Source organism: Kitasatospora cathayae (genome assembly GCF_027627435.1).
Taxonomy (GTDB): domain Bacteria; phylum Actinomycetota; class Actinomycetes; order Streptomycetales; family Streptomycetaceae; genus Kitasatospora; species Kitasatospora cathayae.
Map to the genome: position 1 here is coordinate 2,388,129 of NZ_CP115450.1, position 20,046 is coordinate 2,408,174.

Consider the following 20,046-nt stretch of genomic DNA (forward strand, 5'->3'; position numbering starts at 1 on the left):
GTGGGATGGTCACAGGGCCAGGGCGGGGCGGTGGTGGTCGAGCCACAGCGCGAGGTCGACGACGCGTTCCAGGCGGAGCCGGTGGCCCCACTGGAGTTGCTCGGCGGGGGTGTCGAGGGCGGCCTCGATGACCGTCTCGTCGGCGATGTCCCGTACGTGCGGCGCGTCCAACGCCTCGCGGGCCAGCCGCTGGAGGCCGCGGTTGTAGGCGGGGTGGTGCGTGGCCGGGTAGTGGTTCTTCGGCCGCCATAGCACCGAGTCGGGGGCGACGCCCCGGCCGACGTCGCGCAGCAGGCTCTTCTCGCGGTCGTCGTGGTTCTTCATCGCCCAGGGGGTGTTGAAGGCGTACTCGACGAGCCGGTGGTCGCAGTAAGGCACCCGGACCTCCAGGCCCTGGGCCATCGAGAGGCGGTCCTTGCGGTGCAGCAGCTGGCGCAGCCAGCGGGTCAGCGAGAGGTGCTGCAGTTCGCGCTGCCGGTGCTCTTCGGGCGTCTCGTCGTCCAGGTGCGGGACCGCGGCGAGCGCGCTGCGGTAGGTGTCGTTGCGGAACTCGCCGATGCGCAGGTGGGCGGCGAGCTCGGGGTTGATCGGCATGGCGGCGTCGTCGCCGGTGACGAGCAGCCAGGGGAAGGCCTGCGCGGCGAGCGCCTTGGGGTTGTGGAACCACGGGTAGCCGCCGAAGACCTCGTCGGCTGCCTCGCCGGACAGGGCGACCGTGGAGTGCCTGCGGATCTCGCCGAACAGCAGGTAGAGCGAGGTGTCCATGTCGCCGACGCCGATCGGTGAGTCCCGGGAGACGACGACGGCCCGGCGGTGCTCCGGGTCGAGCAGGGCGTGCGGGTCGAGGATCACGGTGGCGTGGTCCGTGCCGATGAAGGCGCCGGCCTCGGTGGCGAAGGGCGTGTCGTGGCCGGTGCGCAGGACGTCGCCGGTGAACTGCTCGGCCTGGTCGCTGTAGTCGACGGCGTAGGAGCGGAGCCTGGCCTGCGGGCCCTCCCTGAGCCGGAGTTCGTCGTTGATGAGGGCGGTGACGACGGTGGAGTCGAGGCCGCCGGAGAGCAGGCTGCACAGCGGGACGTCCGCCTCCAGCTGCGATCTGGCGGCGCGGTCGACCAGCTCGCCGACCCGCTCCTTCGTGGTCTCCAGATCGTCGGTGTGCGGACGTGCGGTCAGGTCCCAGTAGCGGCGCTCGCGGATGCCGTCGCGGTCGATGACGAGCAGTGCGCCGGGGTGGACCTCGCGGACGCCGGCCCAGACGGTGGGGCCGGTGTTGAACAGCAGGCCGTAGGCCTCGCGCAGGCCGTCGGCGTCCACGGTGGGGGTGAGTTCGGGGTGGGCGAACAGGGCCTTGGGCTCGGAGCCGAAGGCCAGGCCGCCGTCGACGGCCGCCCAGAAGAGCGGCTTGACGCCGAGCCGGTCGCGGACGAGCAGCAGTCGCTGCTGGTGTTCGTCCCAGACGGCGAAGGCGTACATGCCCTCCAGGTGGTCGACCAGGGCGTCGCCCCACTCCAGGTAGGCGCGCAGCACCACCTCGGTGTCGCTACGCGTCTCGAACCGGTGGCCCCTGCTTCGGAGCCGCTCGCGCAGCTCGTGGTGGTTGTAGACCTCGCCGCTGTAGGTGAGCACCACCTGCGGCAGCTCGGGGCGGTCGGCCATGGGCTGGGCGCCGCCCTCGATGTCGATCACGGCGAGCCGCCGGTGGCCGAGCGCGGCGTGGGCGCCGGTCCAGACACCCCCGGCGTCGGGCCCGCGCAGGGCCATGGTCGCGGTCATCGCCTCGATGACGGGGGCGCGGTGCCGGACGTCCTGGTGGAAGGACACCCAGCCGGTGATTCCGCACATGCGCGGCTCCAGAAGTGAGAACGGTCGAGGCGTGAGTGGGCGGTGGCGTGGACTCAGGCCGCCCTGGCGACGGTCGAGCGGCCGTGCAGTGCCAGCAGCGGGACGGCGAGGCAGGCGCAGGCCGCGGCGACGCCGAGGCCGAGGTGCAGGCCACCCGTACCGGAGCCGCCGAGGCTCCACGTGGCGGTGGCGAGGGCCGGGCCGAGGGTGAAGCCGAGGCTGCGGGCGAGCTGGACGGTGGAAGCGGCGGTGGCCACCGTCGCCGGGGTGGCGGAGGTCATCACCATGGCCTGGGTCGGACCGCCGTACAGGCCCATGCCGGCTCCGGCGAGGGCGAGGCGCCAGGCGATGTCCGGCAGGCTCCAGGTGTCGCCGAGCGGCACGAGCAGCAGCAAGCCCAGCGCGGTGAGCACGGCCCCGACGGTCGCGGTCGGCCGGGCGCCGAAGCGGTCCGCCAGCCGTCCACCGAAGGGCCCGCCGATCCCCATGGCGAGCGGGAAGCACAGGATGGTCAGGCCGGTCGCGGTGGCGCTGGCGGCCTCGTCCCGTTGCAGGTGCAGGGCGAGGAGGTAGTGCATGACGGCGAAGGCCCCGGCGATGGCCAGCACCGCGGCGTTCAGGCCTGCCGTCCGGTTCGCCCGCAGCACCGACCTGACGGGCTGTCCGCCCGCACGCCGCAGCCACAGCGCGGTCAGCGGTACGGCCGGGACTGCCAGCAGCAGCCAGGCCGGAGCGTCCGCCGTGAAGGTGAGTCCGAGGAGGACCGCGCAGACGGCCCCGCCGATGAGTGCCGCGTCAGTCAGCTCCGTCCGGGCCGGCTTGACCAGGGCACCGCCCCGGGGCAGGTGACGGCGGGCGAGGAGCCAGGCCGCCAGGCAGACCGGCAGCTTGACGAGGAAGATCGCCCGCCAGCCCAGGTGGTCGAGCAGCAGTCCGCCCAGGGCCGGGCCCGTGACCGCGCCGAGCGGCCCCAGGGTCGCCGGCACGCTCATCGCCCGGCCCCGCAGTTCCGGCCGCACCGAACGCATCGCCAGCACCGGCATCAGAACGAACAGCACGGCGCCGAAGGACCCTTGGACCACCCGGGCCGCGATCAGCGCACCGACCCAGGGCGCCGCGGCGGCAGCGGCGCTGCCCAGCGCGAACCCGGCGACGGCGGTCAGCAGCGCGGGGCGGGTGCCGACCGCGTCCAGCCAGCGTCCGGCCGGCAGGAGCAGCGCCACCAGAGGGAGTTGGTATCCCAGGACCGCCCACTGGGCGGTCTGCGCGGATATGTGGAAGCCCGTGCCGATGTCCGCGAGTGCGATGTTGACGATGTTCATGTCGAGCATCGCCACGAACGACAGCATCCCCGCGACCGCGACCAGGCTCCAGCGGTCCGTGACCGTCTGCGGAGCCTCCCGACCCGTCGTCGCGCTCACCGCGCACACCCCTTGCCGGCGGATCTCGGCCGATCCGACCGGCACCTCATGGGCCGCATGCTCCGTCCTCCTCCTGTATCGGGCACCGTCGGCGACGACACCCGGCACATGAGTCGGACCGGGACTCCCGGAAGTTCCGAACACTTGCATGATTCTTCGCCGGCCATGCGAAAGCCCCCGGAGCTGCCCGTCCTTCACGCGGTCAAGGCCGGCCTCGCAGCGGACATCGAGACGCTGTACCCGCAACTCGTGAAGTGACGTCGACAGAGCCGTCGGGACGCCCACGGCCCCGGGCGACCGGCCTGTCGGCATCGTCCAGCACCCGCAGCGTCAAGCCGTCGATCGGGCGCCCGCAGCCGATCGGAGGCAACACGGTCAGCCCGGTGCTGCTGCCGTAGCCGTCCAGCAACGGCTGCCCGATCCGGTCGGTGACTCGGCGGCGCCGGTCTTCGCGACCGTCCACTCCGAGGGCGTCTCCGTGCTCACCGCGGCCACCGTGCTGACCGGCCTGGTGCGCTGCGATGCCCGGATCGGCAAGCAGTTCCCCGGCTGGAGCTCGCACCACCCCTCGTTCTGGGGTGTCGCCACCCGTCCCTGCTCCAGCCGGACCACGTACTCGACCGAGATGCCGGCCAGCGTCGCCAGCTCCGTGCGTCGCAGACCGGGGACCCGACGGGGTGAGCCGTGTGCGAAGCCCACCGTCACGGGGTCCAGCCGGTCCCGCCACGCCCGCAGCGCGGCGCCGAGTTGATCCATGCACCCCGTCCTCCCGCACACCCCGCCCCGCTGAGTGGTACGCGCTGTACCACGAAGTCCCGTTGCTCCCGCCGACGCCCCCCGGGGGCCCAGTGTCGAGACGGCAGCGCGAGCACGGCCGTCCTTCGTGATCACTGAGCGTAGAGACTCCATGATCACGTGGACCCCGTGTCTGCGCTGCATCCTTCCCCCCATTCGAACGTCTCGCGGAGGGCCTCACCGAGGGTCCCGAGCGGCGCGCACCGCCACCGCGCACAGCGGGGCGCCTGGCAGCCCGGTCAGTTGCTCGGATGGGAGGCTGCCCAGCCGTGTTCGAGCAGCGCGAAGGCCTCGTCGGCGGCTCGGCGCGGTTCGGCGTGCCCCAGGATGAGACTGCGGGCCTCAAGAGCGAAACGGGCCAGGGCGGCGCAGCTGACGTCGTCCTCGGGCGCACCCACCGCCTCGGCGACGGCCCTGGCCAGGGCCGCTTCGTGGCGCGTCCACATGCGGTGGGCGTAGTCGCGCAGCGCGGGGGTCTCCTGCACCAGACGCGTGAAGTCGGCGAACCGCGGGTCGGTGGCATGGACGGCGAGCTGAGTCTGCTTCAGCAGGAGGTGCTCGCGCAGCGCCTGCGGGATCGACTGGCCCGGGGGGCGTTCGCGCACCGCGGCGACGAGTTCTGCTTCCAGTTCGTCGTCCTGGTCGAAGACCAGGGCTTCCTTGCCGGAGAAGTGTTTGAAGAGGGTGGTGACTGAGACGTCGGCGTGGTCGGCGACGTCTTTGACGCCGACCTGGTCGTAGCCGCGTTCGAGGAAGAGTTCGAGTGCGGCGTCGGCCAGGGACTGGCGGGTCTGGGCCTTCTTGCGCTCGCGGCGCCCGGTCGGTTCGGTCACTCGCCCACCGTACCTCGAAGTGCAGTCACTGTGAAAGTGTAGTCATTGCACTTATTGAGCGAGTGTGGTTTCTTGGTGGTGCCGGATCTCCCGGCGGCTGACCCACCTCCCGAGGGACACTTCCGTGAACTCTGCTCGTGATCCCCGCATCGCGATCGTCGGCGCCGGCCTCGGCGGCCTCACCTGCGCCCGAGTCCTCCAGCAACACGGCCGCTCCGTCACCGTCTTCGAGCGCGAGGCATCCGCCGATTCCCGCCCGCAGGGCGGCTCCCTCGACATGCATCCCGACACCGGCCAGGCCGCCCTCGGTACGGCGGGGCTCCTCGACCGATTCCACGCCCTCGCCCGCCCCGAAGGAGACGAGTGGCGCGTGCTCGACTTCTCAACCGCCGCCCTCCTGGCGCGGCAGGGGCCGGCCGCCGGCGGCGGCCGGCCGGAGATCGACCGAGGCCAGCTGCGGGGTCTGCTCCTGGACTCGCTCACCGAGGGCACGGTTCGCTGGGAAAGCACCGTCACCAGCGTCACCCCGCTGGCGGACGGCACCTGCCGGCTGCTCTTCGGTGACGGCACCGCCGAGGACTTCGACCTGGTGGTCGGCGCCGACGGCGCCTGGTCACGCGTGCGCCCGGCTCTGTCACCCGCCGTACCCGACTACACCGGTGTCACCTTCGTCGAGACCGGATTCGACCACTGCGACACCCGCCATCCCGACCTCGCGCGGCTGGTCGGCAACGGATCGATGCTGGCGAAGGGCGCCGGCAGGACCCTGGTCGCCCAGCGCAACAGCAACGGCCACATCCGCGCCTACATCGCCCTCCGCGCGCCCAAGGACTGGCACGAGGCCGCCGGTATCGACCTCGGCGACCAGCAGGCCGTGCGGACACATCTGTTGAGCTTGTTCGACGACTGGGACGAGAGCCTGCACTACCTCCTGCGCAACAGCGACCACGGGTTCATCCACCGGCCCCTGTTCGTCCTGCCCGCCCCGCACACCTGGGAACACGTTCCCGGCGTCACGCTGCTCGGCGACGCCGCGCACCTGATGCCACCCGTCGGGCTGGGCGCCAACCTCGCCATGCTCGACGGCGCCGACCTCGCCCACGCACTGGTCACCGAATCCAGCGTCGACGAGGCCGTCCGCGCCTACGAGAGCATCATGCTGCCGCGCTCGATCAGGGCCGCGACGGGCAGTGCACAGGGACTCGACAACCTCGTTCCCGCGACGGCCTCCTGAAGCGACTTGACTCCGACCGACTGACTGAGCAGGGCAAACCGATCCGCGACCGTGAGCCGCAGGCGTCGCTCCGGCCGCCCCACGGCCATCGCAGCATGGGGGTAGGCGGCCAGGAGACCGTCAAGGCATCCGCGTCCTGCCTTCCCGGCAAGCTCGGGCTTCGCGGCCCCGTTCAGCTCGGTCGTGTACTCCTACCGCCGGGGACTGGTGATCCGATGTGGGTCCGCACGCTCACCGGCGCATAGATGACACCGGCCGCCGCGAGCGGCAGAAGCCGTCGATTCATGATCTCTCGTCGCCATCCGGGGACGGCGCCATCACTGTCGTCGGCACACCGCCTCGGGCACATCAGTCAGCTGACGGAGGGTCGTGAACCCGGTGCGTGGCGCCCGAACACGTAGAAGGTTGAAGTCACATGACCGATGCCGCCGGGACGAGCCGCGGGCGACAGTGAAGGCCACCAAGTCCAGTTGTCCTCATCTCAGGAGCGTGACCCATGTCGAGCATTGAGAACGGTCGCAAGCGGCGGTTCATCACGGGAATGGCCGCTGCGGTCGGCGCCACCGTGGCGATCGGCGCCCTCGCCTTCACCGGCACCGCTGACGCGGCGAGCGACTCGGCGGCGGCCGACCGCGGCCCGAAGCCGACCGTCGTCCTGGAGCACGGCGCGTTCGCCGACGGCTCCAGTTGGGACGGCGTGATCGCCAAGCTGCGCCATGACGGCTACCCGGTCGTCGCGGCCGCCAACCCGCTGCGTGGCCCGGCCTCCGACGCCGCCGCGCTGCGCAGCCTCGTCGACCACATCAAGGGCCCGGTCGTCCTGGTCGGCCACTCCTACGGCGGTTCGGTCATCAGCGAGGCCGCCGTCGGTGAGCCGCGGGTCAAGGCCCTCGTCTACGTCGCCGCGTTCCTGCCCGCGCCCGGCGAGTCCGCGCTGCAACTGACCAACCAGTTCCCCGGCTCCACCCTGCCCGGCACGCTGGACCCGGTGCCGTTCACCAACGCCGACGGCAGCACCGGCACCGACCTGTACATCCAGCAGGACAAGTTCCGAGCCCAGTTCGCCGCCGACGTCCCGGCCGACCGGGCCGCACTGGCGGCCGCGTCGCAGCGGCCGATCGCCCAGGCCGCGCTGACGGAGAAGGCCACCACCGCCGCCTGGCAGACCGTACCCAGCTGGGACATCGTCACCACCGAGGACCTCAACATCCCGGCCGCCGCCCAGCGGTTCATGGCCGAGCGCGCCCACGCCCACACCACCGAGGTGGCCGCGTCCCACTCCGTCGCGGTGTCCCACCCCGACCTGGTGGCCGGCGTCATCGAGAAGGCCGCCCGCGCCACCCGCTGACAACTCCTCACCATCCCGCCGCCGACCAGCGGCCCCCGAACGCCGGGAGGGCGGAGGGCGGTTCCCCCGTCCCCACCCTCCGCCCTCCCGGCGCACCCCACCTCGAAAAAATCCGGTGCCTGCTCAAGGCAGCGTGTTAGCGTTGCAGGCGCCCCTATGAAGGAGTTTCGACATGCTGAGCGACGACGACATCACGCACTGAGATGTCCGGGCACCCGAGCGCGTTCTGATCGACGATCCGCTGCTCGGCGCCGCTTCGTCCTCCCTTTCACCTCACCTGTGATCGAGCGCGTCGCTCCGCAGGGCTTTCCTAGGGCACAGTCATGTCACACTCCCCCATCGTCGTCTCCGACCTGTCGTTCGCCTGGCCGGACGACACCCCGGTCTTCCGGGACCTCACCTTCAGCCTCGAAGCCGAGCGAGTCGGCCTGGTCGCACCCAACGGGGCCGGCAAGTCCACGCTGCTGCGGCTGATCGCAGGCCGTCTCACCGCCACCACCGGCTCGATCGCGGTGGCGGGTGTGCTGGGCTACCTGCCGCAGGATCTGCCGCTGACGGCCGACCGGACGGTCGCCGAGGTGCTCGGCGTCGCCGACGTCATCGCGGCCCTGGACGCGATCGAGTCCGGCGACACCGCCGAGCAGCACTTCACCGTCGTCGGCGACGACTGGGACGTGGAGGACCGGGCGCGAACCGAACTCGAGCGGCTCGGCCTCGGCCACGTCACGTTGCGCGACCGGCTCGACCGGCTCAGCGGGGGCCAGATCGTCGGGCTCGGCCTGGCCGCACTGCTGCTGAAGCGCCCCGACGTCCTACTGCTGGACGAGCCGACCAACAACCTCGACCGCGCGGCCCGGCACCGGCTCCACGAGGTGCTGGACGGTCTGCGGCGCTGCGTCCTGGTCGTCAGCCATGACCGCGAACTGCTGGACCACATGGACCGCATCGCCGAATTGGACCGAGGCGAAATGCGCTTCTACGGCGGGAACTTCAGCGCGTACCAACACACCGTGGCCGTCGAGCAGGAGGCCGCCGAGCGCAACCTCCGCACTGCGGAGCTGCTGGTCAAGCGCGAGAAGCGGGAGATGCAGCAAGCTCGGGAGCGAGCCGAACGCCGGGCCGGGAACGCGCAACGCAACCTCAAGGACGCCGGGCTGGCGCGGATCGTCGCCGGTGGTCTGAAGCGCTCCGCCGAGAAGAGCGCGGGCACCGCCCGGACGATGCACGCCGCCCGGGTCAGCGAGGCGAAGGAACGCGCCGACGAGGCGGCGCGCGCGGTGCGCACCGAGCAGGGCATCGCGCTGGAGCTCCCGGACACGCGGGTGCCTGCCGGGCGCACCCTGTTCGAGGGGGAGCACCTGCGCAAACTCCTCGGCGACACGGAGGTATTCGCGGGCGAGGGCATCGATCTGGCCATCCGCGGGCCCGAGCGCATCGCGCTCTCGGGGGCGAACGGGGTCGGCAAGTCGACTTTGCTGCGGCTCGTGCACGGCGACCTCGAGCCCGACTCCGGAACCATCCGGCGCGCCGACGGCCGCATCGCGTACCTGTCGCAACGGCTGGATCTGCTGGACGACGACCGGACGGTGGCGGAGAACCTCGCATCCTTCGCGCCGTCGCTGCCGGACGCCCGGCGGCTGAACATCCTGGCGCGGTTCCTGTTCCGCGGCCCGCGGATCCACCTGCCGGTACGCGTGCTGTCGGGCGGCGAACGGCTCCGTGCGACGCTGGCGTGCGTCCTCTACGCCGAGCCGGCCCCCCATCTGCTGTTGCTGGACGAGCCGACCAACAACCTGGACCTGGTGAGCGTCGGGCAGTTGGAGAACGCTTTGAACGCCTACGAAGGAGCCTTCGTCGTGATCAGTCACGACGCGCGGTTCCTTGACGCGATCAAGGTGGAGCGGCGCCTGGAGCTGGTCGACGGGCGGCTGGGCCGACCGGCGGCAGGGCCCCGAACCTGACGGTGACGGTACCGGCGGGCGACGGCGCTCATCGATCGGCGAGGGCGCCGTCGATCCCGCGGCGGGAGGAGATCCCCAGCCGCTTGGGCGAGGACCTTGCGCAGGTAGGCCGGGGCGAGCGCCGCCGCCGACTTCCCGGCGGGACAGTGAGCGTGCGCGGCGGGGAGCAGCGACGCCAGGAGCTTTCCCTTCAGGGTGCTCGGCGTCCTGGTCAGCTGAACGTCGACCCGGGTACCCCCGTCCTGCGGGGTCATCCGGAACACCCAACCTCCCCCCGGCCCGAACAACTTGGAGTGGGTGGCCGCGGTCTCACACGTGCGCGGACACCGGTGCGACGCAAGGATGACCCAAACATGTGCGGGCCGGGTTGACCGTCATGTGACTGATCCCAAGGCACACCCGCCGGGCGGAGAGTGAAGGACGTCGGCACCTCCGGCCGACAACCGACGACTCGTTCATCGAAGGAAGACCCAGCATGCCGTTCATCACCGTCGGGCAGGAGAACTCCGCCGACATCAACCTGTACTACGAGGACCACGGGGCCGGGCAGCCGGTCGTGCTCATCCACGGCTTCCCGCTCAGCGGCGACTCGTGGGAGAAGCAGTCCGCAGCACTGCTCGGCGCCGGTTACCGGGTGATCACGTACGACCGTCGCGGCTTCGGTCGCTCGGACCGGCCGGGCACCGGCTACGACTACGACACCTTCGCCGCCGACCTGGACCGGGTGCTGACGGCACTGGACCTCGACGACGCGATCCTCGTCGGCTTCTCCATGGGCACCGGCGAGGTCGCCCGCTACGCGAGTACCTACGGCACCGGCCGGATCGCGAAGGTCGCCTTCCTGGCGTCCTTGGAGCCGTGGCTCCTGCAGGGTCCGGAGAACCCCGACGGCGCGGCTCCCGCCGAGTTCTTCCAGCAGGTCAGCGACGCCGTGTCAGCCGACCGCTACGCCTACTACACGGCGTTCTTCAGGGACTTCTACAACCTGGACGAGAACCTCGGCAGCCGGATCTCGCAGGAGGCCTTGCGCGACAGCTGGAACATCGCCGCGAGCGGCGGCGCGCACGCTGCGGCAGCCGCCCCGCTGACCTGGGGCACCGACTTCCGTGCCGACATCCCCAAGGTTGACGTTCCGGCGCTCATCCTGCACGGGACGGCCGACCGGATCCTGCCTGTCGAGGCCACCGCCCGACCGTTCCACAAGGCGCTGCCGACCGCGGAGTACGTGGAGGTCGAAGGAGGCCCGCACGGACTGCTGTGGACCCACGCCCACGAGGTGAACCAGGCCTTGCTCGCCTTCCTCGCCAAGTAGGGAGTTCCCAGGGTGGACATCAAGCTTCTGGACCACACCCAGCGCCTGGGCGCGGAAGGGCAGTTCAACCAGCTGATCGCGCGCTACGACAGCGAGCGCCAGGTGGTCTGGATGATGATGAGTGCGGAACCGCGTCCGTCGTTCAACTCGGTGCTGCTCGCCGAGATCCTGCGACTGGCTCGGCTGGTGCGGGAGACCGCGCTGCCGGTCAGGTTCTGGGTGACCGGTTCCTGCACCCCGGGGATGTTCAACGCGGGCGGCGACCTGGACCTGTTCGCCCGCTCGATCCGTTCAGGTGACCGCGAGACACTGCGGGCGTACGCCCGCGCCTGTGTCGACTGCATCGATGAGGCGATGCACGGCTTCGGCACGGGAGCGATCAGCATCGCGCTCGTCGACGGCCATGCGCTGGGTGGCGGATACGAGTGCGCCCTCGCACACCACTTCGTGTTGGCGGAGGAACAGGTGCGCCTCGGGTTCCCCGAGATCAGGTTCAACCTGTTCCCCGGGATGGGCGCGTACCCGCTCACCGCTGTGCGCGCCGGCCGACGGACAACGGAGCGCCTGATCGGGTGGGGTGAGCAACACCCCGTCGGCTGGCACGAGGAGCAGGGCCTTGTCGATCGGATCGCACCTGCCGGCGGCGGCTATGCCGCCGTGCTGGAGTTCATGGACGAGATCGGCCCTCGATTCAACGGGGTGGCCGCCATGCTGCGCACGCGATTGAGGTCACTTCCCATCTCGCGCGAGGTCCTGATGGCCACGACGGAGGACTGGGCGGAGTCGGCCTTCGGTGTGGGCGCTACCGGCGTGGACTACATGGAACGCCTCGTCGCGGTACAGGACCAGCGGTTCGCCGCACACGGCTGAGGGGCCGACGGTCAGGCAGGCCACCGGCTCGCGTCACCGTGGTACGCGAAAGCACTGCAACCATTCAACAGAGCGTGTAACCAGTTAAACCGGTGATGGCGGACGCCTCATCGGATCGACATGAACAAGGAGTCAGGGCAATGGCAGTCAGCTACACCGGTGTGGTCACGGTGACGGGAGAGGGCCGCAACGGCGGGCAGATCGTCGCCAGCGACGGCCACCTGGCCACCTCCCTCGCCATCCCGAAGGAGCTGGGCGGCGCCGGTGGTGCCACCAACCCGGAGCAGCTGTTCGCGGCCGGCTGGGGCGCCTGCTTCCTCGGCGCCGTCCGCCGCGCCGCCGCCGCACGCAAGGTCCGGCTCACCAGCACCGCCATCACGGTCGAGGCGTCCCTGACCCACAGCGACGACGGCGAGTTCGGACTGAGCGCCGTCCTCAACCTCGAACTCGGCGGAGTCGACCAGGAGACCGCGGTCGAACTCGGCAATGCCGCCCACCAACTCTGCCCCTACTCCAAGGCCACGCGCGGCAACATCCCGGTCACCATCAACGCCACCGCGGTGACCACCTGACGCAGCCGTTCCCGGCCCGCCCATGCCGCCGTGAGGCACCGACGGCCCGGGCGGGCCGGCCCTTTGACCCGGGCGACAGCGCCGCGCCGAGGACGCAGCACCGTGAACGTTCGGTCCAGCTACGACATCATCCTGGTGGGCGGGGGCACAGCCGGCTGCGTGCTTGCCGCTCGGCTCCCCCAGGACCCGGACATCCAGGTTCTCCTCCTGGAGGCGGGGGCTTCGAAGATCGCGCTGCCGAGCGCCGTTGGCAGTGCCGCGGGCCTGGCCCAGCCTCGCCGCCACGCAAGCCAGTTGGGGTGATCTGATGGCCCTCACCGACGCGCCGCACGGCCCGCTGTGGACCCATGCTGCCGAGGTCAACGAGGCACTGCTCGCCTTCCTGGCGAAGTAGCGCCGCCGCGAGAGGCGCCGACCCTTCGCGGCGGCGCCCGCATCGGCCGCTGTCGTCCAATCAGCGTTCCCCCGGTCGGGCCCCGCCGGACTCGCCGAACTCACCTCAGCCCGCTGACATCGGGTTGGCAACCCCCTGGCGAAATGATCTTTGAGATGGTTGGATCACCGCAGGACTGGTGATCTGGGGATGCCGGGTGCCTCGGCCTGAGCCGTGCGAGGTCGAGCTCATCCATGCACCGGCTGGAGGCGCGGTTGTGATCCCCGGCCTTCCACAGTTCAGCGGTCAGCCCCGCTGACTTTCAAGGAACCCCAGGTCCATTCGCAGTTGCATTCCCACACAGACGAACGGGGGGACCCTCTGATGGGGTCTGCTGTCGATTTCTCTCCGTCTCGGTTCCTCAAGGACATCGAGGCGACCACGGTCCTGCTGGGCATCGACTACTCCGAGGCGATGACACGCCGGGTGCTGGACGCGTACGAGGAGAGCTTCCACCGCGGAGCCGTCCTGTGGCGCACCACCGACAAGCCCGACGGTGTGCTGAACTACCGCTTCTACGAACGCGTTCCCGTCGACACCGTGAGCATCGCGGCGCAGACCGGACTCCTCGGCCCCCACAACCAGACGGCCAGTCTGATCTCGGCATGGAGCTCGCTGTACGAGGGGTCGACGCAGCTGTGCGACTTCGACGCGGTCCGGGGCCTGGCCAAGACGTGGGTGTACCTGGGCGGGATCCGGCCCCTCGAGGCGGTCCTTGGCGCCCCCGGAGTCCCGGACACGATCCGCCGGCATCACGGCGGTTTCCGCGAGCTGGGCCTGACGTCGGTGCGGCACGTAGCCGTGGACTACCAGCACGATACGGCGAACCTGTACTTCCGCGTGCAGGAAGGGCTCAGCCCGAAGGCGGCCGCGCGATTGCTCGCCCTGTCCCGGAGCACGCCGCCGGATGAGACGACCTTCAAGGACATGGTCGACTTCACGGCCCCGGACGGGCACACGTTCTCGGTGACGCTGCGCATCTCCACCGGGCAGGTCGAGCGCGTCGGCATTTATGCCCTCCGGCTGCCTGCCGGGCAGTTCCCACGCCTCAATGACCGGCTGGCCGCGTTCTTCAGCGGAGCTCCCTCGCACGATGAGGAGGAGATGAACGCCGTCGCGTGGTCGTTCGGCGCCGGAGGCAGCCGCTACGTGAAGGCGGAGCGCAGCTACTGCGGCCGGCTGGTCGCGCTGATGCGCGAGTGGAACAGCCCGATGACCGATCCGGGTAGGCAGCCGTGACCGTCCTGGATCCTGCCGATGCGGTCGAGCTGGACCGGCTGCTACGCCAAGCCGCTGAAGCCGACGTGCCCGGTGTGCTGCGCGGCATGACGGATGGTGCGGATATGGAACAGGCGGCCATCGACACCATCGCCGCGCACTGCCGCGTCGACCACGTCGCCACGCTCGTGTTCCCCGCCGCCGTCGACGACGTACACACCCATCTCCTGGGGTGCCAGTGGAGAACAGCGTCCGAAGTGCCCAGCGTCGTCGTACGCCGGCGTCTCGCACACCGCTACGGCCTTGACGACGAGCTGCTCGACGTGAGCATCATCCGTGCCTTCGCCCACGACACGGCCGGCGTGGAAGTGTTCTGCCTGCCGCCGACCGTCGCTACCAAGCACGTCGTCGAATGTGAGCGCCGGCTCCATCAGGAACGTCACACGGCTCTCATGGTCGACACGCCGAGCAGGAGCTTGCTCAGCGAGCTGCGGTCACTGCTCACCGGCCAGCTGGCCATGCGCCCGGACGGCGGTGGCCACAACCCCCATGAAAACCAGGAGGCGGGTGGCCGGTCCGTGCTCTACTTCCAGCCCCCCGTGGGCAACCGCCTGGAGCTGACCTGCATCGGGGACTTCACGCCCGTCGTGGCCCAACACCTGGACGGTGCATGATGAGCGCCCCGGTCTACCAGGACGGTGTCCTCGCCCACGCCAGGGGAGGCGAACGCGAACGACTGCGTCTGCTGGAAGAGCTCAGCGATCCCACCACCATCACCATCTTCGAACGGCTCGGTGTCGCCGCGGGCTGGCGTTGCGTCGAGGCCGGGGCCGGGGCCGGTTCAATCGCCCATTGGCTCAGCGCCCGCTGCCCCGACGGCCGCGTGACGGCCACGGACCTCGACGTCGCATTCCTCAGCGAGCGCCCCACGCCGGCCAATATGACGGTCGCGCGGCACGACGTCATGCGTGACGACTTCCCGGCAGGTTCTCAGAACCTGGTGCACGCGCGGGCCTTGCTCAGCCACATCCCCGATCCGGAGCACGTCCTCGACCGGATGGCCGGCTGGCTCGTGCCCGGAGGATGGATCGTCCTCGAGGACCCGACCTATCTCCCGGCCGCGGCTTCCCCCTATCCGAAGTTCGCCGAACTGCTGGAGGCGTGCCAGCAGTTGCTTGCTCGGACCCAGGGAACCGACCACACCTGGGCCCGCCGCATTCCCGCAGCCATGGCCCGTTCGGGCCTCACCGACGTCGGCATGACCGTACGCGTCGCCGTGTGCGGGACGGATGAGACAGAAGACGCGTTCTGGCGCCAGTGCTTCACGCAGGCCACCCCCGCGCTCATCGACACCGGACTCATGACGGCCGAGCAGATCGCGGCTGCGGTCGCCCACCTGGACGACCCTGCCTTCACCGATACCGCCTGGGTGATGGTCTCCTGCTGGGGACGCCGCCCTTCGTAGGAACCCGTTCCGGCGTTTGCGCCGACGTTTTTCGGAGCAGCACGCCGCACCGGAACTCACGCACCGTCGACTCCCCCGCCCGCGCCAGCCCGCTCCGGGGGCCGTCGAAGCCGATGGAGGTGCCGTTGACGGTCACTGTGCCGGTGCGGATGCGGCGACTGGGTCAGGCGGACGGCTCGTTCATGCTCTGGGCGAGCAGCGCGTCCCTCAGCGCCACCCGGGAGGCGATGCCCAGTTTGGGATAGATCTGGTACAGGTGGGCGCCGACCGTCCGATGCGAGATGAAGAGGCGTTCGGCGATCTGCTTGTTCGTCAGGCCGGTTGCGGCGAGTTCGGCGATCTCGCGTTCCTGCGGCGTGAGCGGAGCCGCCTGCCTCGCTCCGGGACTCGCGACGTGACCGCCTGCGGCGCGCAGTTCCTTGCGGGCGCGCTCGGCCCAGGGGGCGGCATCCAGGCTCTGGAAGGCACACAGTGCTGCCGTCAAGGGGCCCTTCGCGCCCGATACCGCGCGGGCGCGGCGCAGTTGCTCGCCTTGGGCCAGCCGTATCCGGGCCAGGTCGAACGGCCACTTCTCGACCCCCGGCACGGCCAGCGCCTGTGCGAAGAGACGGGCCGCATGATGGTCGTCCTCGGCGACGAGCGCCTCCGCGCCGGCGACCAGGAGGGCGATCCGAGGCGAGAGCGCCGCGACATCCGCCGCTCGCAGCGCGCGCACGTGCGCTACCGCCTCTGCGCGGCGGTCGGTGCGCACTGCCGATTCCACCAGGTCGAAGAATACCCACAACGCGTGAGGGGCGCGGCGCCGGAGCGTGCCCGCGGGGCTGACGGCGTCAGCGTGGCCGAAGGCCCGGTCGAAGTCCCCTGCCGCCATGTCGGCCAGGGCGTGCACCTGCCGGGCGCAGTCCACGGTCATGCGCATCCCGCGCGGCACTGCCCAGTCGATCATCGTCCCGGCCAGGGCGCGCGCCTGCTCGACGTCGCCCCGGGAGGCGACGACCAAGCCCTTGGTGAACTGGAAGAACCACGTGCAGATCGTGTAACCGGAGTCCGCGCACAGGGCGAGGCCCTCGTCGGACAGTTCCAGGGCCTCCTGCCACCTGCCACAGAGGTAGTCGTCGAGGCAGAGGTGCAGCAGGGCCCCGATGTGGCGCCGCACGGGTCCGCCTTCGCGACCGCGCCGGACCACGCGCCAGGATGCCGGGCGCAGCGCCGAGAGCCGGTCCGGGTAGATCGCCGCGGCCCCGATGCGCACGATCTCGGCCAGGTCGGTGTCCGTCGTGACGCCGTCGATGATCGCGTCGAGTCGGCGCAGCGTCGCCCTGTCGGTGCGGACGGGATCGGAGAAGGTCTGGGCACCGATGCGCAGCAGCGGTGGCTCGGTCGGGCGCAGGCGGGCCAGGGCGGCGTAGAAGGGCGCCCACAGCTCCTCGTTGCCGCTGTAGCTGCACAGCAGCATCAGGAAGTGGAGGGTGTCGACGAGTGCCGGATCGTCAGCGTCGTAGCCGGAGTCTCCTTCCTCGATGGCGCCGATCAGGAGGCGGTGGGCCGTGGCCACGTCGCCGTCGCCGTTCAGCAGGAGTTGGACGGCGGCACCTGCGGAACGCAGCGAGACCCCGTGGTCCGGGTCGGCCCGCCACACGTTCTCGAGCAACGCCGAGGCGCTGCTGAGTGCTCCGACGGCCTCGGCTCCCACGTAGGCGGCCTCTGCGAGGCGGCGGGCGCGGTCGGTGCCGAGCGGGCTGAGGTCCGCAGCACGGGTGAGGGCGGCGATCGCCGCCACGGCGTCGCCGCGATCGAGGATGCGGCGGGCCGCGTCCTCGAGCAGGGCTGCCACGTCTTCGTCGGGTTGGACGGTGGCCTCCCCCAGGTGCCAGGCGCGCTGCACCGGCCGGTCTTCGAGGACGCCGGCGAGGGCACCGTGTGCGGCGCGACGACGACTACTGGTGGCGGCCTCGACGACGGCTGCTCTGACCAGCGGGTGACGGAACACCAGGCGGCGGGTGCCCTCGTCAACACGGACGAGCTGGTCGTCCTCGGCGGGGCCCAGGTCGTCCAGGTCGATGCCGGCATCGAGCTCCTGAGCTGCCGCGGCCAGCACTCCGAGGTCACCCGTACCGTCAAGGGCTGCCAGGAGCATCAGGTCCCGTGCGGCTGCGGGCAGGTCGCGGACGCGGGTGAGGAACAGTGACTGGAGGCGTTCGCCCAGCGGGAGGACGACGGGCAGGATCTCCTGGGCGCGCCGCTGCTCCTGGCGCAGCGCCTTGGGGAGTTCGAGTAGGGCCAGAGGGTTTCCCTCGGCCGTGTCCAACAGGCGCCGGCGTACCGGACGGGCCAGGTCGGGGAACCGCGTGTCCACCAGGCGGGCTGCCGCCTCGCGGTCAAGGGACGGGAGTTCGTACATCGGCAGGGCGGCGTGCTCGAAGAAGCCGCCGGCACCGGTGCGGGTGGCTCCGAGGAAGCGGACCCGTTCACCGGCGAGTCGCCGGGCGATGAATCCGAAGACGGCGGCGCTCGCGCGGTCCACCCACGGCAGGTCGTCGACAGTGAGGAGCAGTGGGGTCTCGACCGCCGCCGACCTCAGCAGGGCGAGCGCGGCGTTGCAGACCACGAAGCGCTCCGGAGGGGCGCCGGCTCCCAGCCCGAGGGCGACATCGAGCGCCTCGCGGTGGTGGGGGCTGAGACGGTCGAAGGCGTCGCGGAGCGGAAGGGCCAGCTGGTTCAGCGCCGCGTAGCTGATGTCGGCCTCGAACTCCGCACCTGCGGCACGCAGGACGCGGGTACCTGCGGCAGCGGTAGCGACGGCCACCGCCTCCAGGACCGCGGATTTGCCGATGCCGGGCTGCCCGGACACCAAGAGGGCGCCGGTGTCGCGGGTCAGGATGGCATGGATGCGATCCAGGTCCCGGTCCCTGCCCACCAGCGGGGCGAAGTCAACTCGGGAGTCGACTCGGGAGTCAACGAGGTCCACCGGAGGCCGTCCTTGTGCTCTTGGGCCCCGACCCGGCTGTGTGCGGCGTGCCGCGGACCGGAGCGGGACGGGGGTGTGCAACGGCGCGGCTGCCGTCCGCGCTGACAGCCCGCGCGCCGCGCCCCTCCTCCGTCGCCGTCGGCGTCAGTCTAGCTAGGACTCGGTGGCGAGCCGAGGGGGCCCGGGCCGGTGCAACGGGCCCGTCCGGGGCGCGGCCTGCTTCGGGAGCAGGCCGCGCGCGGCGTCGGGCTGCCGGAGCCGGGCGATCCGGAGGAAGGCGCCGCCGGTGGCACGGGCGAACGCCGCACGTACGATGTCGTCCCCGTCGGGTCACAGGGTGATGGTCTTGTACTCCGTGTAGCTGCCGAGGCCGACCGCGCCGTATTCGCGGCCGATGCCGCTGGCCTTGAAGCCGCCGAAGGGGCCGTCGAAGCCGACGGAGGCGCCGTTGACCGTCACCGTGCCGGTGCGGATGCGGCGGGCGACCTCGAGCGCGTGCTCCTCGCTGGAAGCCCAGACGCCGCCCGACAGACCGTACTCGGAGTCGTTCGCGATGCGGACGGCGTCGTCCTCGTCCTCGTAGGCGATGACGACCAGGACCGGGCCGAAGATCTCCTCCTGAGCGATGGTCATGGAGTTGTCCACGTCGGCGAAGAGGGTCGGGGTGACGTAGTTGCCGCTCTCCAGCCCTTCGGGGACCTGGGGGCCGCCGGTGACCAGGCGGGCGCCCTCCTCGATGCCGAGCTCGATGTAGTGGCGGACGCGTTCCTGCTGGTCGGGGCGGATCATCGGGCCGATGAACGTGTCCGGGTCGCTGGGGTCGCCGACCTTGAGGGACTCGACGAGTTCCTTGAGCGCGGCGACGACCTCCTCGTAGTGGCTGCGCGGGGCCAGGATGCGGGTCTGGGCGATGCAGGACTCGCCGTTGTTGAGCAGGGAGGAGAACTTCAGGCCCTGAACCGCCGTGCGGATGTCGGCGCAGGGCAGGATGACGGCGGCGGACTTGCCGCCCAGTTCGAGGCTGACCCGCTTCAGCTGCTCCCCTGCGATCGAGGCGATTCGCCGGCCGGCCCGGGTGGAGCCGGTGAAGGCGATCTTGTCGACCTCGGGGTGGGAGATCAGGTACTCGCTCGTCTCGCGGTCGGCGGGCAGGACGCTGATCACTCCCTCGGGCAGCCCCACCTGCTCCAGCAGCTCGGCAAGGAAGCCCATGCTCAGCGAGTTCTCCGGCGAGACCTTGAGCACCACCGAGTTGCCGGCGAGCAGCGCCGGAATGATCTTCGCGGTCGCGGAGGAGAAGGGCGAGTTCCACGGGATCACCGCGGCCACCACGCCGACCGCTTCGCGGCGCACCACGCTGCGCACCGGCGAGGCCGGGTCGGAGGGGGCCAGCGTCTGCTCCCACCCGAACTCCTCCGCGGCCTTCAGGTAGGCGTTGGCCTGGCGGGTCAGGCCCTGCTGGCCGGCCCGGGTGAACCATCCCGCCGAGCCGGTCTCGGCGGCGATCAGCTCGGCGATCCGCTCCGCGTTCGCCTCGCGCAGCGTGTTGAAGCGCCGGAGCACCGCCACCCGCTCCAGCGGTGGGGTCTCGCGCCAGGCGCCCTCCTCGAACGAGGCACGGGCCGCGGCCACCGCGCGGTCCACGTCCGCCGGCCGCCCCTGCGCGGCCTTGCCGATCACCGTCCCGTCGTGCGGGGAGTTGATGGCGAGCAGCTCGGCGTCGCTCGGCTCGGTCCAGGTGCCACCGATGAAGAGCCGGTCGTAAGTAATCATG

General features: G+C 70.9%; 16 protein-coding genes and 1 pseudogene. 11 read left to right on the forward strand and 6 right to left on the reverse strand.

The window, feature by feature from the left end; genetic code table 11:
• Positions 1–9: 9 nt before the first annotated feature.
• From asnB to O1G21_RS10655, 4 genes are all read right to left on the reverse strand, one after another.
• Complete coding sequence (asnB, locus tag O1G21_RS10640) at positions 10–1,842, reverse strand: asparagine synthase (glutamine-hydrolyzing) (protein ID WP_270142787.1); 1,833 nt, start codon at positions 1,840–1,842, stop codon at positions 10–12.
• Between the two features lie 53 nt (positions 1,843–1,895).
• Positions 1,896–3,263: an MFS transporter gene (locus O1G21_RS10645; protein ID WP_270142789.1), complete on the reverse strand. Its 1,368-nt coding sequence runs from the start codon at positions 3,261–3,263 to the stop codon at positions 1,896–1,898.
• Positions 3,264–3,638: 375 nt separating this feature from the next.
• Positions 3,639–4,019 carry a helix-turn-helix domain-containing protein gene (locus O1G21_RS41740; protein WP_405000622.1) on the reverse strand — a complete coding sequence of 127 codons (381 nt, stop codon included), beginning with the start codon at positions 4,017–4,019 and terminating at the stop codon, positions 3,639–3,641.
• A 278-nt stretch (positions 4,020–4,297) separates the two neighbouring features.
• Positions 4,298–4,891, reverse strand: a complete 594-nt coding sequence (locus tag O1G21_RS10655; protein WP_270142791.1) for a TetR/AcrR family transcriptional regulator — start codon at positions 4,889–4,891, stop codon at positions 4,298–4,300.
• A 124-nt stretch (positions 4,892–5,015) separates the two neighbouring features.
• On the opposite strand from O1G21_RS10655, the gene O1G21_RS10660 reads away from it, so the two are divergent.
• The 11 genes and pseudogenes from O1G21_RS10660 to O1G21_RS10710 all read left to right on the forward strand — a co-directional run bounded on the left by O1G21_RS10660 (position 5,016) and on the right by O1G21_RS10710 (position 15,304).
• Positions 5,016–6,125 (forward strand): FAD-dependent oxidoreductase, encoded by a 1,110-nt coding sequence (locus tag O1G21_RS10660; RefSeq protein WP_270142793.1) that lies wholly within the window; start codon positions 5,016–5,018, stop codon positions 6,123–6,125.
• Between the two features lie 496 nt (positions 6,126–6,621).
• Positions 6,622–7,473 carry an alpha/beta fold hydrolase gene (locus O1G21_RS10665; RefSeq protein WP_270142795.1) on the forward strand — a complete coding sequence of 284 codons (852 nt, stop codon included), beginning with the start codon at positions 6,622–6,624 and terminating at the stop codon, positions 7,471–7,473.
• A 323-nt stretch (positions 7,474–7,796) separates the two neighbouring features.
• Positions 7,797–9,434 carry an ABC-F family ATP-binding cassette domain-containing protein gene (locus tag O1G21_RS10670; RefSeq protein ID WP_270142797.1) on the forward strand — a complete coding sequence of 546 codons (1,638 nt, stop codon included), beginning with the start codon at positions 7,797–7,799 and terminating at the stop codon, positions 9,432–9,434.
• 475 nt (positions 9,435–9,909) lie between these two features.
• Positions 9,910–10,746 (forward strand): alpha/beta fold hydrolase, encoded by an 837-nt coding sequence (locus tag O1G21_RS10675; protein WP_270142799.1) that lies wholly within the window; start codon positions 9,910–9,912, stop codon positions 10,744–10,746.
• Between the two features lie 12 nt (positions 10,747–10,758).
• Positions 10,759–11,616: a crotonase/enoyl-CoA hydratase family protein gene (locus O1G21_RS10680; RefSeq protein ID WP_270142801.1), complete on the forward strand. Its 858-nt coding sequence runs from the start codon at positions 10,759–10,761 to the stop codon at positions 11,614–11,616.
• Between the two features lie 140 nt (positions 11,617–11,756).
• A complete protein-coding gene (locus O1G21_RS10685) occupies positions 11,757–12,188 on the forward strand; it encodes an Ohr family peroxiredoxin (RefSeq protein ID WP_270142803.1) in 432 nt (143 codons plus the stop codon).
• A 102-nt stretch (positions 12,189–12,290) separates the two neighbouring features.
• Positions 12,291–12,419, forward strand: a pseudogene (locus O1G21_RS41975) (lycopene cyclase family protein); the annotation flags it as partial.
• 16 nt (positions 12,420–12,435) lie between these two features.
• Positions 12,436–12,582, forward strand: coding sequence for a hypothetical protein (locus O1G21_RS10695; RefSeq protein ID WP_270151498.1), 147 nt, complete (start codon positions 12,436–12,438; stop codon positions 12,580–12,582).
• A gap of 363 nt (positions 12,583–12,945) precedes the next feature.
• Complete coding sequence (locus tag O1G21_RS10700) at positions 12,946–13,860, forward strand: aromatic prenyltransferase (RefSeq protein WP_270142805.1); 915 nt, start codon at positions 12,946–12,948, stop codon at positions 13,858–13,860.
• The gene (locus O1G21_RS10705) at positions 13,857–14,513 is read left to right on the forward strand and encodes a hypothetical protein (RefSeq protein ID WP_270142807.1); all 657 of its coding nucleotides are present in this window, start codon (positions 13,857–13,859) and stop codon (positions 14,511–14,513) included. The genes O1G21_RS10700 and O1G21_RS10705 overlap by 4 nt, the downstream gene beginning before the upstream one ends.
• Entirely contained in the window at positions 14,510–15,304 is a 795-nt protein-coding gene (locus O1G21_RS10710) for a class I SAM-dependent methyltransferase (protein WP_270142809.1), read from the forward strand. The genes O1G21_RS10705 and O1G21_RS10710 overlap by 4 nt, the downstream gene beginning before the upstream one ends.
• A gap of 163 nt (positions 15,305–15,467) precedes the next feature.
• Here the strand turns inward: O1G21_RS10710 and O1G21_RS10715 are convergent, their stop codons facing one another.
• Complete coding sequence (locus O1G21_RS10715) at positions 15,468–18,272, reverse strand: AAA family ATPase (RefSeq protein ID WP_270142810.1); 2,805 nt, start codon at positions 18,270–18,272, stop codon at positions 15,468–15,470.
• A gap of 330 nt (positions 18,273–18,602) precedes the next feature.
• On the reverse strand, positions 18,603–20,045 hold the full coding sequence (locus tag O1G21_RS10720) for an aldehyde dehydrogenase (protein ID WP_270142811.1): 1,443 nt from the start codon (positions 20,043–20,045) through the stop codon (positions 18,603–18,605).
• Position 20,046 lies beyond the last annotated feature (1 nt).

Bases quoted from the DNA above. Each gene is read 5' to 3' on its own strand.
- asnB (WP_270142787.1), bottom strand. From the start codon at position 1,842: ATGTGCGGAATCACCGGCTGGGTGTCCTTCCACCAGGACGTCCGGCAC.
- O1G21_RS41740 (WP_405000622.1), bottom strand. From the start codon at position 4,019: ATGGATCAACTCGGCGCCGCGCTGCGGGCGTGGCGGGACCGGCTGGAC.
- O1G21_RS10665 (WP_270142795.1), top strand. From the start codon at position 6,622: ATGTCGAGCATTGAGAACGGTCGCAAGCGGCGGTTCATCACGGGAATG.
- O1G21_RS10670 (WP_270142797.1), top strand. From the start codon at position 7,797: ATGTCACACTCCCCCATCGTCGTCTCCGACCTGTCGTTCGCCTGGCCG.
- O1G21_RS10675 (WP_270142799.1), top strand. From the start codon at position 9,910: ATGCCGTTCATCACCGTCGGGCAGGAGAACTCCGCCGACATCAACCTG.
- O1G21_RS10685 (WP_270142803.1), top strand. From the start codon at position 11,757: ATGGCAGTCAGCTACACCGGTGTGGTCACGGTGACGGGAGAGGGCCGC.
- O1G21_RS10700 (WP_270142805.1), top strand. From the start codon at position 12,946: ATGGGGTCTGCTGTCGATTTCTCTCCGTCTCGGTTCCTCAAGGACATC.
- O1G21_RS10710 (WP_270142809.1), top strand. From the start codon at position 14,510: ATGATGAGCGCCCCGGTCTACCAGGACGGTGTCCTCGCCCACGCCAGG.
- O1G21_RS10720 (WP_270142811.1), bottom strand. From the start codon at position 20,045: ATGATTACTTACGACCGGCTCTTCATCGGTGGCACCTGGACCGAGCCG.